The sequence below is a fragment of the Ensifer sp. EB106-05-01-XG146 genome, from assembly GCF_058791875.1.
The window spans coordinates 126,640-141,152 of sequence record NZ_JBYTDX010000002.1 but is presented as its reverse complement, the minus strand read 5'-3'; the positions used below and the strand labels follow the sequence as shown (position 1 = coordinate 141,152).

The 14,513-nt window shown below is 63.3% G+C and carries 12 protein-coding genes; 10 read left to right on the top strand and 2 right to left on the bottom strand.

Annotated elements, in window-relative coordinates; all coding sequences use genetic code 11:
* From AC3WVQ_RS20875 to AC3WVQ_RS20865, 3 genes are read left to right on the top strand one after another with little or no spacing between them, the layout of a single operon-like run.
* Entirely contained in the window at window positions 1–135 is a 135-nt protein-coding gene (locus tag AC3WVQ_RS20875; protein WP_255381203.1) for a hypothetical protein, read from the top strand.
* Window positions 132–3,275, top strand: coding sequence for an efflux RND transporter permease subunit (locus tag AC3WVQ_RS20870; RefSeq protein WP_192356939.1), 3,144 nt, complete (start codon window positions 132–134; stop codon window positions 3,273–3,275). The genes AC3WVQ_RS20875 and AC3WVQ_RS20870 overlap by 4 nt, the downstream gene beginning before the upstream one ends.
* A 15-nt stretch (window positions 3,276–3,290) precedes the next feature.
* Window positions 3,291–4,442, top strand: coding sequence for an efflux RND transporter periplasmic adaptor subunit (locus AC3WVQ_RS20865; protein ID WP_060606087.1), 1,152 nt, complete (start codon window positions 3,291–3,293; stop codon window positions 4,440–4,442).
* A gap of 18 nt (window positions 4,443–4,460) precedes the next feature.
* On the opposite strand, the gene AC3WVQ_RS20860 is transcribed toward AC3WVQ_RS20865, so the two are convergent.
* Window positions 4,461–5,357: a DMT family transporter gene (locus AC3WVQ_RS20860; protein WP_348646563.1), complete on the bottom strand. Its 897-nt coding sequence runs from the start codon at window positions 5,355–5,357 to the stop codon at window positions 4,461–4,463.
* A gap of 145 nt (window positions 5,358–5,502) precedes the next feature.
* On the opposite strand from AC3WVQ_RS20860, the gene AC3WVQ_RS20855 reads away from it, so the two are divergent.
* Entirely contained in the window at window positions 5,503–5,964 is a 462-nt protein-coding gene (locus AC3WVQ_RS20855) for an Lrp/AsnC family transcriptional regulator (protein ID WP_089043044.1), read from the top strand.
* Between the two features lie 109 nt (window positions 5,965–6,073).
* On the opposite strand, the gene AC3WVQ_RS20850 is transcribed toward AC3WVQ_RS20855, so the two are convergent.
* Window positions 6,074–6,583: an Rrf2 family transcriptional regulator gene (locus tag AC3WVQ_RS20850; RefSeq protein WP_404524521.1), complete on the bottom strand. Its 510-nt coding sequence runs from the start codon at window positions 6,581–6,583 to the stop codon at window positions 6,074–6,076.
* A gap of 288 nt (window positions 6,584–6,871) precedes the next feature.
* On the opposite strand from AC3WVQ_RS20850, the gene hmpA reads away from it, so the two are divergent.
* From hmpA to nirD, 6 genes are all read left to right on the top strand, one after another.
* Window positions 6,872–8,086: an NO-inducible flavohemoprotein gene (gene hmpA, locus AC3WVQ_RS20845; protein WP_192356940.1), complete on the top strand. Its 1,215-nt coding sequence runs from the start codon at window positions 6,872–6,874 to the stop codon at window positions 8,084–8,086.
* 223 nt (window positions 8,087–8,309) lie between these two features.
* Complete coding sequence (locus tag AC3WVQ_RS20840; RefSeq protein WP_060528979.1) at window positions 8,310–8,912, top strand: ANTAR domain-containing response regulator; 603 nt, start codon at window positions 8,310–8,312, stop codon at window positions 8,910–8,912.
* Window positions 8,909–10,123: a CmpA/NrtA family ABC transporter substrate-binding protein gene (locus tag AC3WVQ_RS20835; RefSeq protein ID WP_192356941.1), complete on the top strand. Its 1,215-nt coding sequence runs from the start codon at window positions 8,909–8,911 to the stop codon at window positions 10,121–10,123. The genes AC3WVQ_RS20840 and AC3WVQ_RS20835 overlap by 4 nt, the downstream gene beginning before the upstream one ends.
* A 325-nt stretch (window positions 10,124–10,448) precedes the next feature.
* Window positions 10,449–11,705, top strand: a complete 1,257-nt coding sequence (locus tag AC3WVQ_RS20830) for an MFS transporter (protein ID WP_112985563.1) — start codon at window positions 10,449–10,451, stop codon at window positions 11,703–11,705.
* 17 nt (window positions 11,706–11,722) lie between these two features.
* Window positions 11,723–14,173 (top strand): nitrite reductase large subunit NirB, encoded by a 2,451-nt coding sequence (nirB, locus tag AC3WVQ_RS20825; RefSeq protein WP_192356944.1) that lies wholly within the window; start codon window positions 11,723–11,725, stop codon window positions 14,171–14,173.
* 4 nt (window positions 14,174–14,177) lie between these two features.
* Window positions 14,178–14,513: a nitrite reductase small subunit NirD gene (nirD, locus tag AC3WVQ_RS20820; protein WP_370689609.1), complete on the top strand. Its 336-nt coding sequence runs from the start codon at window positions 14,178–14,180 to the stop codon at window positions 14,511–14,513.

Below are 14,513 nucleotides of genomic sequence, written 5' to 3'. Positions count from 1 at the left end.
ATGCGCATGCTGGATGGGCTGAAGGCTGGGGAGACCGTCGCTGACCGCAAGGTCCGCGCGGCGGGCGTGCCGGTGCCGAGTTTCCGCCACGCCGCCTGCTGCGATGGTGGCGCTCCCAAAGGATCGGCCCCATGATCGACTTCTTCATCCACCGGCCGATCTTCGCATCGGCGATCGCCATCATCATGACGCTCGCCGGCGGCATCTGCTATTTCCTGCTGCCGATTTCGCAATTTCCCGACGTCACGCCGCCGCAGATCGTCGTTGCCGCCAACTATCCGGGCGCCAGCGCCCAGGTGGTCGCCGACACGGTGACGACGCCGCTCGAACAGCAGATCAACGGCGTGCCCGGCATGCTCTACATGACCTCGACCAGCTCGAACGACGGCTCGTCGCGCATCATCATTTCCTTCGAGGTCGGCTATCCGATCGACGTCGCCGCGCTCGACGTGCAGAACCGCGTCTCGCAGGCCGCCTCCTCGCTTCCGGCCCTCGTCAACCAGACCGGCGTGACCATCGCCAAGCAGATCCCGAACTTCACCGTGCTCGTCAGCCTGGATTCGCCCGACAATTCGGTCGATTTCGCCGCGGTCAGCAACTACGCCTACCTGCAGATCCTCGATCCACTCAAACGCCTGCCGGGCGTTGGCGACGTCCAGCTTTTCGGCGAGCGCCGCTATTCGATGCGCGTCTGGCTCGATCCGGATCGCATGGCCAATCTCGGCATTACCGCCGTCGACGTCCAGAACGTCATTGCCGAGCAGAACATCCAGGTCGCCGGCGGCAAGATCGGGCAATCGCCGGCACCGGCCGGCACGCCCTTCGAGATGCAGATCAACGCGCTCGGACGCTTGAGCGACCCGTCCCAGTTCGGCGACATCGTGCTGCGCGCCGACCAGACGACGGGGGCAACGACGCGGCTGCGCGATGTGGCGCGCATCGAGCTCGGCGCGCTGCTCTATTCCTCGTCGGTCACCTTCAACGGCAAGGAAAGCGTCGTGCTTGCCGTCTTCCAGGCACCGGGCTCCAACGCGCTCGACCTGCAGGCCCGCGTGCAGGCGAAGATGGACGAGCTGTCGCAGCGCTTCCCCGCGGGCATCGCCTACCACATGTTCTACGACACCACGCGTTTCGTCTCGGCGGCGATGAAGGATGTCGTGTTCACGCTGCTCGAGGCGCTCGCCCTCGTCGTCTTCGTCGTCTTCATCTTCCTGCAAAACCTGCGCACGACGATCATCCCTACGATCGCCATTCCGGTTTCGTTGATCGCGACGCTGGTCGTCATGTATCTCTTCGGCTTCTCGCTCAACATGCTGAGCCTGCTCGGCATGGTGCTTGCCATCGGGCTTGTGGTCGACGACGCGATCGTCGTCGTCGAGAACGTCGAACGCCAGCTGGAGGCCGGGCTGCCGCCGCTCGAGGCCACCAAAAAGGCGATGCAGGAGGTGACCGGCCCGATCATCGCGACGACCGCGGTGCTGCTGGCCGTCTTCATCCCCGTCGCCTTCATTCCGGGCGTCGCCGGCAGCCTCTACAACCAGTTTGCGCTGACGGTCGCGATCTCCGTCGCTTTTTCCGCCTTCAACTCGCTGACCCTCAGTCCGGCGCTGAGCGCCGCGTTCCTACGCTATCGCGGCGAGCCGCGTTTTGCCCTCTTCCGCTGGTTCAACAGCGGTTTTCACGCCCTGTCGCACGGTTATGCGCGCAGCGTCGCCGGGCTCGTGCGCTGGCGCTGGGCGCTGTTTGCCGTCTTCCTCGCCGCGATCGCCTCGACATATGCGCTATGGCAGCGGATCCCCTCGACCTTCCTGCCGGTCGAGGACCAGGGCTATTTCTTCGTCGTCATCCAGTTGCCCGATGGTGCCTCGCTCGAACGCACCGAGGCGGTCGCGCGGCGATCCGAAGAGATCCTGCGCGGCACCGCCGGCGTCGATTTCGTCGGTTCGGTCGTCGGCTTCAACTTCCTGTCCTTCGCCGCCCAGTCAAACTCGGCCGTGCAATTCGCCGTATTGAAGCCATGGGACGAGCGGCCGCCCGAACAAGGCGCCTCGGCGCTGCGTGAAGCGGTGATGCCGCAACTGCTGCAGATCCCGGACGCGCTGGTGCTCGCCTTCGACCCGCCGTCGATCCAGGGGCTAGGTGCTACCGGTGGCTTCGAGTTCCAGGTGGAGGACCTTGCCGGCCGCAGCGCCGAGGCGCTGAACGACGCGACGCAGGCGCTGATCGCCGAGGCGCGCAAGCAGCCGGAAATCAATCCCTACCAGCTGTTCACCACCTTCAGCACCTCGAGCCCACAGTTCAACTATGACCTCGACCGCGACAAGGCAAAGCTGCTGGGCCTGAGCCTTCCGGATATCTTCAGCACGCTGCAGATCTATTTCGGCTCGCTCTATGTCAACGACTTCAACATCTTCGGCCGCACCTTCCGCGTGACGCTGCAGGCCGATCAGGGCGCACGCGCCTCGGCCACCGATCTCTCTCGTCTCTACGTGCGCAACACTGAGGGGGAAATGGTGCCGCTCAATACGCTAGGAACCTTCAAGCCGACGGTCGGCCCGGAGACCATCACCCACTACAACAATTACCCCTCGGCGCTGATCAACGGTGCGGCAGCACCCGGCTTCAGCTCGAGCCAGGCGGTGGCGGCGATGGAGCGGGTGGCAAAAACGACGCTGCCCAGGGACTACACATTCGAGTGGACCGGCATTACTTATCAGGAGATCCGGGCAGGCTCGATCGCCGCGCTCGTCTTTGCGCTCGCCCTCGTCTTCTGCTTCCTGATCCTGGCCGCCCAGTATGAAAGCTGGTCGATGCCTTTCATGGTGCTGCTGTCAGTGCCGCTCGCGCTTTTGGGCGCGCTCTCGGCGCTCTGGCTGCGCGGTATGCAGATCGACGTCTATTCGCAGATCGGTTTCGTGATGCTGGTCGGACTTGCCGCCAAGAACGCCATCCTGATCGTCGAGTTCGCAAGACGCCGACGCGAGGAAGGGCTCGACGTCGTCGCAGCCGCCGCGGAAGCGGCGCGTCTCCGGCTGCGGCCGATCCTGATGACGGCCTTCGCCTTCATTCTCGGCGTGCTGCCGCTGATGTATGCCAGGGGCGCAGGTGCTGCCAGCCGCCAGTCAATCGGCACCACCGTCTTCGGCGGCATGCTGGCGGCGACGATCCTCACACTCATTTTCGTCCCGGTCTTCTACGCGGTCATCGAAAAATGGCGCGAAGGCACGTCCTCGCAGCCGATCGGCCAGCGTCACGAGCCGGAGGCGGCGGAATAGGAATTGGAGCCTGACATGCGTGGTTCGAGACTGGTCCTTGCCGCAGCGGTCGTGGTCGCCGCCCTTGCTGCGGCCTATCACTACAAGAACGGCGGCTTCGAGCTGAAGGGCGGCGACGCCGGTGCGGCGGTGGGTCCGCCGCAACAGGCTATGCCCGTTCCCGTCGCCTCGGTCGTCAAGAAAACCATTCCGATCTATCTCGACTATTCGGCACGCACCGAAGCGATCCGCAACGTGACGCTCCGCGCCAAGATCACGGGCTATATCGAGTCGCAGGCGGTGCCCGACGGTTCGGATGTGAAGGAAGGTGATCTGCTCTATCGGATCGACCCGCGCGATTATCGGGCAGCGCTCGATCAGGCAAAGGCCCAGGTCGAGCGCGACCAGGCGTCGCTCGCCTATCTCCGCTCCAATCTCAACCGCGGCAACGAACTGGCCACGACGGGTTACCTCGATAAGGACAGCTTCGATCAGCGCCAGAGTGCTGTGCACCAGGCCGAAGCGGCACTGGAGATGTCGCGGGCGGCGGTGCGCACCGCCGAGATCAATTTCGACTACACCGAAATCCACGCGCCCTTTGCCGGCCGGCTCGGCCGCGACCAGGCGCCGGAGGGAACGCTTGTCAGCAACACCGCCGGGACACCGCTCAACAACCTCGTGCAGCTTTCGCCGATCTATGTTTCCTTCAACCCGAGCGAAACAGAACTCGCCGACATCCAGAAGGCCCGGGCGAAGGGGAAAGTGCAGGCGGAAGTGCTTTTGCCTGGCGACAAGGAACCGCGCTATCGCGGCGACCTCACCTTCATCAACAACACGGTCGAGGGAAATACCGGAACGGTGGTGGCGCGCGTGACGATCGACAATACTGATCTTTCCCTGCTGCCCGGCCAATATGTCCGCGTCCGGCTGAAGATCCGCGACGAGCCGAACGTGCTGATGGTGCCGGAAACGGCGCTCGGCTCGAGCCAGCTCGGCAAATACATCTATGTCGTCGGCAAGGGGGAAACGGTCGAGCAGCGGCTCGTCACCCTCGGGCCGACGAGCGGCGACCTCATCGGCCTGACGTCAGGGGTTTCGGAGGGCGACCAGGTAATCGCGGGAAACCTGCAGAAAATTTTCCCGGGCGCACCGGTCAAACCGATGCCGGCCGAGCAGGCGCAGAAATAGGCCGGTCGCCGGCCCGGCCTACGCCCTTTTCAGGATCGGGAAGACCATGCCGAACGTGATGACGGCAATGGCAACGACCTGAAGCAGCGTCGGAACTTCACCGAGAACGACGACCCCCGCCGCGGTCGTCGTCACCGGGACGCACGGCATGAACAGCGACGCAGGCTGCGGACCCAATTGACGGATGACATAGGTGTAGAGAACGCTCGCGAGCGCTCCGGCGAGAAAGCCTTGGATGACGAATTGCGTGGCAATTTCGGTGAAAGAGGCGGCAGCGAGCCCGCTGGGCGCCAGAATGTGCAGCGAGGGCAACGGCAGACAGGAGAAGAACACTACTGCGATCGTCGCCGTCACGGCGTCGACGGACCATAGCCGCACCAGCACCGCAAAGGTGGCAAACATCAACCCCGAAACGGCGAACAACAGATCACCGCGCAATGTCCCGGCGTCGGCGACGCCCGATTGGAGCACGAACAGCAAAAGGCCGGCAATGACCGTGGCAACGCCAGCAAGGCGCGTGCCGGAGGCCTTGTCCTTGAAGACGAGACGGGAAAACAGGAACGAGAAGAAGACGATTACGGCGGGAGAGAGTGCTGCCGCATGGGCGACCGGTGCCAGCGAAAGTCCCTGGTTGATGATCAGCGGATAGGGCAGCCCCGTCAGCAGCGCCAGCACGGTTGCCTTGCGCCAGCCAAGCTGCATCAACTTCGGCAAGCCGAGGCTGAGGAACACCGGCAGGAAGGCCAGGGCGGCGCCAGAGAACCGCAAGGTGACGATGTCGGCGGCGGTCAGATGCTCGCGCAGACTGAACCGGGCGGCCACGAACTGTAAGGTGGTGATTGCGACGACCGCCACCCCTGCCCATATCGCCAGCCGCCGGCTGCGGTCGCCCTCCCCCATCGTAACACTTTGCACGCCCGTCTCTCCACATTGCGGAAGCCTTACCCGGCGGCTTCGACAGAAGCACCGTATTGCGCGAACGGCCGCGTCAAAATACACTGATTTCAATGAATCTAAGCGATTATCACTCTTTCATGAACCAAATAGCGTGAAGAACGAAATTGCAGGCCTCGACACCATCGATCGCACCTTGTTGAGATTGCTGCAGGAAGATGGCCGGCGGACCACACTGGAGCTGGCAGAGCGTGTCGGCCTGTCGCCAACGGGCACGAGCCAGCGCGTGAAGCGCCTCTTCCGCGAGGGTTACGTGAAGGCCGTGCGAGCGATCCTCGATCCGAAGAAGATCGGCCGGGGCACCGTCGTCTTCATCCAGGTGCGCCTCGACCATACCGCCCCGCATATCTTCGAGCGCTTCTCTGACGCTGTTGCAAAGGCGCCGGAAGTTCTGGAATGCCACATGGTGATCGGCGGGTTCGACTATCTGGTGAAGGCGCGCATTGCCGACATGTCGCTATTCCAGGATTTTCTCGAACGGGTGATTTTGCCCCTGCCCGGCGTCAGGGAGACGCACACCTACGCCTCGGTCGGCGACGTCAAGCCGGACGCGCTGCTGCCGATCTGATGCTCAGGCGGGCTCCGGCCACTGCCAGGTTCGCCCCAGCAAAGCGGCGCAACCTCAAATCGGACGTGAAGTAGCAGGCCGCGGCGAGTCATTGGGGTGCCGGGCGTTATTATTCCTCGAGCGACTGGCGACCTAACGCGCGCGGGCTGCAATCTTCGCCCGGCAACGCTGCCCGGAAACCCAGGAGCACGCCGAGCGTCGAGCGTTTTTCGACGAGATCCGCGAGCGTGTACTTGTCGAAGACCGCGACGAAGGCGGCCGTCGCTTCCGAAAGGACGGACGGCAGGCTGCAGGCCGGAGCGATGCGGCAACCTCGGCAATCGATCAGATCGGACAACTCCTCCGTGTGCCGGAGGAGAGCGCCGAGATTGATTTCGTTCGCAGCCCTAGCGAGCCTGATACCGCCGTTCCGGCCGCGTACAGCCTCCAGAAACCCCGCATTCGCGAGGTCTTGAACCACTTTCATCATATGGTTCTGCGAGACCGAGAAGGTATCGGATATCTCCCGGATGGAGCTGAGCCCAGTGGGCTGGGAGCCCAGATAGATCATCAGGCGCATCGCATAGTCGGTGTATTTCGTGAGCCTCATCGCGGGATCTGCGTCAAAAAGTCCGTTCAAAAAACATGCATTTGATTAGCATCTTTGATCGCAAGCGAATAGATGCATTTTAGATACATCTTTAAGGGTCATTTGCGATGAACGCGCGAACGGTAGCCGGAGCTGAGATCAGGATGATCGTCGAATGCTTCCAGGGCGAAGTCCGCATTAACAGGATTTTGAGCGCGGGATTCGCGGCCGCGAGAGATTGGGACACAGTTCCCGATCACCGGGCCCGGTGAATTGCCGGCTGCATTTCCAGGATCACCAACCTGCCCCCACTGATACGTCCCACCGAAAGGAAAAATCATGCCGAAACCACTCTCCCCCGAGACTGTCCAGATCGTGAAAGCCAGCGCTCCGGCGCTCGCGGCCCACGGAACGGAAATCACGAAGAGCATGTATGCCCGCCTCTTCCGTGACGATCATATCCGCGCGCTGTTCAACCACGCCAATCAGGGCGAAGGCGGTTCACAGGTTAACGCGCTTGCCGCCGCCATTCTGGCCTATGCGCAGAACATCGATAATCTCGGCGTGCTTGGCCCGGTGGTCGAACGGATCGCCCACAAGCACATCGGCTACCATATCCTTCCAGAGCACTATCCCTTTGTAGCCAAGGCTCTTCTCGCCGCCGTCGAGGATGTGCTCGGGAGTGCGGCGACCCCTGAGCTCCTCAACGCATGGGGCGAGGCCTATTGGTTCCTGGCCGATATTCTCAAGGAGCGCGAGACCGCCATACGCGGCGAACTGATGGAGCGCTCGGGCGGTTGGAACGGCTGGAGAGATTTCGTCATCGCCTCAAAAGTTCGCGAGAGCGACGTCGTCACCTCGTTTATCCTGAAACCCAAGGACGGCGGTCGCGTTGCGCGCCACAGACCCGGCCAATATCTGACGTTTCGCTTCCAACTGGACAATGGCCTGGAGATGAAGCGCAACTACTCGATCTCCAGCGGGCCGAACGACAGCTTCTACCGCATCTCGGTAAAGCGCGAGGCGCACGGGCAAGGCGGATCCCGATATCTCCACGATCAGGCGACCGTCGGCACGGTCTTGAGCGCGACCCCGCCGGCCGGCGACTTCTTCCTCCCTGAAGCGCCGGAAGCACCTGTCGTATTGCTGTCGGGTGGCGTCGGCCTGACCCCCATGGTCAGTATTCTCGAGACGATCGCCGAGGAACATCCGAACCTCGAGGCGCACTTCGTCCACGGCGCGCTGAACAGCGGCACGCATGCCATGGATCGGCATGTTCGCGAACTCGCCGATGCACATGGCAAGATCACGATCAGCAGCTTCTATAGCGCGCCGGCGAACGGGGATGCGGTGGGGCTGTCGCACGACTTCGATGGCTTCATCACCGCGGAATGGCTTCGCAAGCACACGCCGATCGCCAATGCCGAATTCTATCTCTGTGGCCCCAAACCGTTCCTTCGTGCGCTCGTCCCGGCTCTTGCCAGGGAAGGCGTTTCCAGCGAGCGGGTCCACTATGAGTTCTTCGGCCCATCCGACGAACTCATTGCAGCCTAAAATGCCTTCGGTCGGCACTTTCACGGACCGTGGAAGAGCTTGATCTCCTCATTGCCGCAGCGCGGCGCTCGCGCCGCGGCATGTCGATCTACGCCGAGTATCTGGCAGTCCCGCCTGTGCGTGAACGCCATCCGAAAGATCACCCTTGCTTTCGGACCCGCCATGCTGCATTGCAAAAAGAGCCGACACGGCAGGTCAAGCTTGGTCAGAATGCGGTCGTGGCATGCAGTACAGCAGACTAAACGTCCTGGTCATCGACGAGAATCGCATCCGCGCCGCCATCATCGAGGACGGACTGCGCGACGCGGGCTATGACCATGTGACCGTCATCGACAATATGCACGGCCTGGCGCGACGCATCGCGGACCTCAATCCCGACGTCATCGTGATTGATCTCGAAAACCCGAACCGCGACATGCTGGAAAGCATCTTCCAGCTTTCGCGCGCGGTGAAGCGCCCGATCGCGATGTTCGTCGACAAGTCCGACGAGGCCTCCATCGAGGCGGCTGTCGAGGCCGGGGTCTCGGCCTATATCGTCGACGGTCTGAAGCAGGAACGGGTGCGCCCCATCCTGAAGATGGCGATCAGCCGCTTCAATGCATTCTCCCGCCTCAACCGCGAGCTGGAAGAAACCCGCGGCGAGTTGGAAAACCGCAAGGTGATCGACCGCGCCAAGGGCCTCCTGATGCGCTCGCGCGGGCTCTCCGAGGAAGAGGCCTATGCGCTGCTGCGCCGCACGGCGATGAACCAGAACCGCAAGATCGTCGACATCGCCCAAAGCCTCGTCACGGCGGCAAGCCTGCTCGATCCGGGAGGAAAGGAATGACGACGCGCCACGCCATCACCGCCGGTTTCGTGCCGCTCCTCGACAGCGCCTTGCTCGTTGTCGCCCGCGAGATGGGCTTTGCCGAAGAACAGGGGATCGACCTGACCCTGCTGCGCGAACGCTCCTGGGCAAGCATCCGCGACCGGCTTGCGGTTCGCCATGTCGATGTGGCGCATATTCTCGGTCCCATGCCGATCGCCGGCAATCTCGGCCTCAATGTGCCTGCCCCTGAAATGATCGTGCCGATGTCGCTGGGTCTCGGCGGCAATGCGGTGACGGTGTCTCCGGCGCTCTGGCAAAGGATGGCGGAAAACGGCGCGACCACGGATCTCGATGCGCGCGCGAACGGTGCAGCCCTGCGCAAGGCGATCGATACGCAGGCGGGCGCGCCGCTGCGTTTTGCCGTCGTGCATCCCTATTCCGGGCACAATTACGAACTGCGCTACTGGCTGGCGGCGAGTGGCATCGATCCGGACCGTGATATCGAGATCGTCGTGCTGCCGCCGCCCGACATGGGCGATGCGCTCGCCGAAGGCGTGATCGACGGCTATTGCGCCGGCGAGCCCTGGAACACCTTCGGCGTGCTTCGCCGCGGCGCACATCTCGCCACCGTCAAGGCGGCGATCTGGCGGTCGAGCCCCGAGAAGGTGCTTGGCGTCAACGCAAAGTGGGGGGAGGCCAACCCGGAGGCGATGGCCGCCTTGCTCGTAGCGCTTCATCAGGCGTCAATTTGGTGCGCCCGCCCGGATAACCACGAGGCACTCGCGACCCTTCTGGCAAAGCCTGCCTATGTGGGGCGCGACGCCGAACTGCTTCTTCCCGCCCTCAAAGGCACCCTGCCGGTCGGCGGCGGTGAGGTCCGGGTGGTCAGAGATTTCTTCGTTCCGAATGCCAAGGCGGCGACCTTCCCCTGGAAGAGCCATGCCCTCTGGTTCTACACCCAGATGGTGCGCTGGCGGCAGATCGAGCACACGGCAGAGCGCCAGCGTATCGCCGCGGAAACCTACCGGCCGGACATCTACCGCGCCGCATTGAAGCACCTTGGTATCGCCATGCCGTCGGCAAGCGCCAAGGTGGAAGGCGCCTTGACCGTCGAAACCCCAGTCGGCTCATCGGGCGCGCTGACGCTCGGGCCGGATGGTTTCTTCGATGGCGGACGCTTCGATCCCGACGACCTCGATGCCTACATCGCTGCCCAGTCTGCAGGCTGAATGCGCGACGCCTAATTTATGCGCATTGCACAAAAAATGGCTTCGCACTGCACCAAGGAATGTCACCCACCGGGATGACGCCAGGCCGACGATTTCACTTTTTCTTTTAGATCAATAGCTTGCCAAAACTGGCACGCTGATTGCTTTTATATTCTCAGGCCCTCGGGCCAAGAGATCGGTGTCCAACGACGGGCGCCCTACCAGCAAAGCCGCTGATCAGGATTGCGCACACGGAGCGAACCGTGTCGGGCATACCTGGCCAGCGGCTTTTTGTTTTTCACCCCCAAGATGGAGCGGCACGACCTTGTCGGGCCTCGGAGAAGCCATGTCTGAGAACAAGCAGCCATTATCCGCCAGCGAACCCGCCACAGCTTTGTGGATGTCCACTTTTGCCTTCACGATCTGTTTCGCCGTCTGGACGATCTTCGCCATCATCGGCATCCGCATCAAGCAGGACCTCGCGCTCACCGAAGCGCAGTTCGGCCTGCTGGTCGGCACGCCCATCCTCACCGGTTCACTGGTGCGCATCCTGCTCGGCGTCTGGACCGGGCGCTACGGCGGGCGCCTCGTCTATACGCTGACGATGCTGGCCGCAGCCCTTGCGACCTTTCTGCTCACCTACGCCACCACCTATCCGCAGATGCTGCTCGCCGGCCTCGGCATCGGTCTTGCCGGCGGCTCTTTCGCGGTCGGCGTCGCCTATGTCTCGCCCTTCTTTCCGCCGGAAAAGCAGGGCACGGCGCTTGGCATCTTCGGCGCCGGCAATGTCGGCGCGGCGGTGACGAAATTCCTGGCGCCCTTCGTCCTCATTGCCTGGGGCTGGCAGACGGTTGCCGAGATCTGGGCGGCCGCACTCGTCGTCACGGCACTCGTCTTCTGGTTCACGACAAGCGACGATCCGGCCTTCCGCAGCCGCCGCGAGCGGCAAGCGCCGAAGCGCAGCCTGCTCCAGGAGTTCGCACCGCTGAAGAACGCCCAGGTCTGGCGTTTCTCGCTCTACTATTTCTTCGCCTTCGGCGGTTTCGTCGCCCTCTCGCTGTGGCTGCCGCGTTATCTCGTCGGCGTCTACGGCTTCGATATCGCCGTGGCGGGCATGGTCGCAGCCGCCTACTCCATCCCCGGCAGCGTCTTCCGTGCCTTCGGCGGCGTGCTTTCCGACCGCAAGGGCGCGCGTAGCGTCATGTACTGGATGCTCGGCATCTCGGCGGTGGCAACACTGATCCTGTCGCTGCCGGCCGCCGGCGAGGGCCACGGCTTCGGCATTACGCCTGCCGTCTTCATCGTCACGGTCTTCGTGCTCGGCTTCGTCATGAGCCTTGGCAAGGCCGCCGTCTACAAGCACATCCCGGCCTATTACCCGGAAAACGTCGGGGCGGTCGGCGGCATCGTCGGCATGGTCGGCGGGCTCGGGGGCTTCGTGCTGCCGATCGCCTTCGGCCTGCTCAAGGACGCGACCGGCCTGTGGTCGAGCTGCTTCCTGCTTCTCTTTGCCGTCGTCGTCGCATCGCTCCTGTGGATGCATCTTTCGATCCGCCAGATGGAGCGCCGCGCGCTCACCCTGCCGACGGCTGCTGCCGCGTAAACAGACAAGGACAGACCATGACCGAGAAACTCGTCATCATCGGCAATGGCATGGCGCCGGGGCGCATGCTGGAGCACCTGCTGGAAAAGGCGCCCGGGCACTACGACGTGACCATTTTCAACGCCGAACCACGCGTCAACTACGACCGCATCATGCTGTCGCCGGTGCTGTCGGGCGAAAAGGATTACGAAGAGATCATCATCCACGGCGACGGCTGGTACATCAAACACGGCATCACGCTTTACAAGGGTCATCGCATCGTCGCGATCGACCGCGATGCCCAAACCGTGACCTCCGACCATGGCGTGACCGAGAGCTATGACAAGCTGGTGATCGCGACCGGTTCGGTGCCGTTCATCCTGCCGGTGCCCGGCAAGGACCTGCCCGGTGTCATCACCTATCGCGATCTCGATGACGTGCAGGCCATGCTGCTCGCCGCCCAGTCGCGCGAAAAGGCCGTCGTCATCGGCGGCGGCCTGCTCGGCCTTGAAGCGGCCGCCGGCCTTGCCGGTCGCGGCATGGACGTCACCGTTCTTCACGTGATGCCGACGCTGATGGACCGCCAGCTCGACCCGGCCGCCGGCTATCTCCTTGAGAAGGAGCTGGAAGGCCGCGGTATCAAGATTATCTGCAAGGCCAACACCAAGGCGATCGTCGGCAACGGCAGGGTCGAAGGCATCGAGCTCGACGACGGCCGCATCATTCCGGCGACGCTCGTCGTCATGGCCGTCGGCATTCGGCCGAGTGTCGGCCTTGCGAAGGAGGCCGGCCTTGCGATCAACCGCGGCATCGTCGTCGACCAGGGCATGCAGACCTCGGATGGCCGCATCTGGGCGCTCGGCGAATGTGCGGAAGTGGGCGGCATGGTCTATGGCCTCGTCGCGCCGCTTTACGAGATGGCCCGTGTCGCCGCCTCGCATCTGGCTGGCGACCGCTCCGCCGCCTTTGTCCATTCCGACACGCCGACCAAGCTCAAGGTCACCGGCATCGAACTTTTCTCGCTCGGCGACTTTGCCGATGGCGACGACCGCGAGGAGATCGTCCTGCGCGACGCCACGGCCGGCGTCTACAAGCGGCTGGTGCTGAAGGGCAACCGCATCATCGGCACCGTGCTCTATGGCGAAACATCCGACGGCGCCTGGTTCAACGATCTGAAGAAGAAGGAGACCGACGTCTCCGAGATGCGCCAGACCCTGATCTTCGGCCAAGCCTTCCAGGGAGGCGCTCCGCTGGACCCTATGGCGGCCGTTGCAGCCTTGCCGGATGATGCGGAAATCTGCGGCTGCAACGGCGTTTGCAAGGGTAAGATCGTTTCCACGATTGCCGACAAGGGCCTGACGTCGCTCGACGAGGTGCGCGCCCATACCAAGGCATCGGCCTCCTGCGGCTCCTGTACCGGCCTTGTCGAACAGCTGATGACGCTGACGCTCGGCGAGAGCTACAGTCCGGCCGCCGTCCAGCCGATGTGCGGCTGCACCGATCTCGGCCACGACGACGTACGTCGCCTGATCAAGGCCAAGGGCCTGAAGACCATTCCCGCGGTCATGCAAGAGCTGGAATGGAAGACCTCCTGCGGCTGCGCCAAGTGCCGCCCGGCGCTCAACTACTACCTCGTCTGCGATTTCCCGGACGAATATGCCGACGACTACCAGTCGCGCTTCATCAACGAGCGCGTTCACGCCAACATCCAGAAGGACGGCACCTATTCCGTCGTGCCGCGCATGTGGGGTGGGGTCACCAATTCCGGCGAGCTGCGGGCCATCGCCGACGTGGTCGACAAGTTCGAAATCCCGCTCGTGAAGGTGACCGGCGGCCAGCGCATCGACCTGCTCGGTATCGAAAAGGAAGATCTACCGGCCGTCTGGGCCGATCTCGGCAAGGCCGGTTTCATCTCGGGCCAGGCCTATGCCAAGGGTCTGCGCACGGTGAAGACCTGCGTCGGCTCGGACTGGTGCCGCTTCGGCACGCAGGATTCCACCGGGCTTGGCATCCGCATCGAAAAGTTCATGTGGGGTTCCTGGACGCCCGCCAAGCTGAAGATGGCGGTCTCCGGCTGTCCGCGCAATTGCGCGGAGGCCACCTGCAAGGACATCGGCGTCATCTGCGTCGACTCGGGCTTCGAGATCCATTTCGCCGGTGCTGCCGGGCTCGACATCAAGGGCACCGAGGTACTTGGCCTGGTGAAAAGCGAGGACGAGGCGCTGGAACACATCGTGGCGCTGACGCAAATGTACCGCGAGCAGGCCCGCTATCTCGAGCGCATCTACAAGTGGGCGAAACGAGTCGGCCTCGACGAGATCCGCCGCCAGATCATGGACGATACGGACAAGCGCAAGGCCTATTTCGACCGCTTCGTCTTCAGCCAGAAATTCGCCCAGGTCGACCCTTGGTCGGAGCGCGTCTCCGGCAAGGACAAACACGAGTTCCGGCCGATGGCGACGGTCGGCTTCCCCCAAGCTGCGGAGTGAGATGATGAACATGACCTGGCACCCGATCGGCGACATCTCGGACATTCCGCTGCGAGGCGCGCGCTGCGTGAAGACGCCTCAGGGCAAGATCGCCGTCTTCCGCACAGCCGAAAACGAGGTCTTCGCGATCGAGGACCATTGCCCGCACAAGGGCGGGCCGCTGTCACAAGGCATCGTCCACGCGAAGGCGGTCACCTGCCCCTTGCACAATTGGGCGATCTCGCTCGAAACCGGCAAGGCGCTCGGGGCCGACGAAGGCGCGGTGCGCACCATTCCGGTGCGTATTGACGGCGGCGCGCTGTTCATTGCGCTCGAAAGCCTGCTGATTGCGGCGGAATGA

Coding starts and splice junctions, on each gene's coding strand:
- AC3WVQ_RS20875 (WP_255381203.1), top strand. CDS start 1: ATGCGCATGCTGGATGGGCTGAAGGCTGGGGAGACCGTCGCTGACCGC.
- AC3WVQ_RS20835 (WP_192356941.1), top strand. CDS start 8,909: ATGACGACGCGCCACGCCATCACCGCCGGTTTCGTGCCGCTCCTCGAC.
- AC3WVQ_RS20830 (WP_112985563.1), top strand. CDS start 10,449: ATGTCTGAGAACAAGCAGCCATTATCCGCCAGCGAACCCGCCACAGCT.
- nirB (WP_192356944.1), top strand. CDS start 11,723: ATGACCGAGAAACTCGTCATCATCGGCAATGGCATGGCGCCGGGGCGC.
- AC3WVQ_RS20840 (WP_060528979.1), top strand. CDS start 8,310: ATGCAGTACAGCAGACTAAACGTCCTGGTCATCGACGAGAATCGCATC.
- AC3WVQ_RS20865 (WP_060606087.1), top strand. CDS start 3,291: ATGCGTGGTTCGAGACTGGTCCTTGCCGCAGCGGTCGTGGTCGCCGCC.
- AC3WVQ_RS20870 (WP_192356939.1), top strand. CDS start 132: ATGATCGACTTCTTCATCCACCGGCCGATCTTCGCATCGGCGATCGCC.
- hmpA (WP_192356940.1), top strand. CDS start 6,872: ATGCCGAAACCACTCTCCCCCGAGACTGTCCAGATCGTGAAAGCCAGC.
- nirD (WP_370689609.1), top strand. CDS start 14,178: ATGAACATGACCTGGCACCCGATCGGCGACATCTCGGACATTCCGCTG.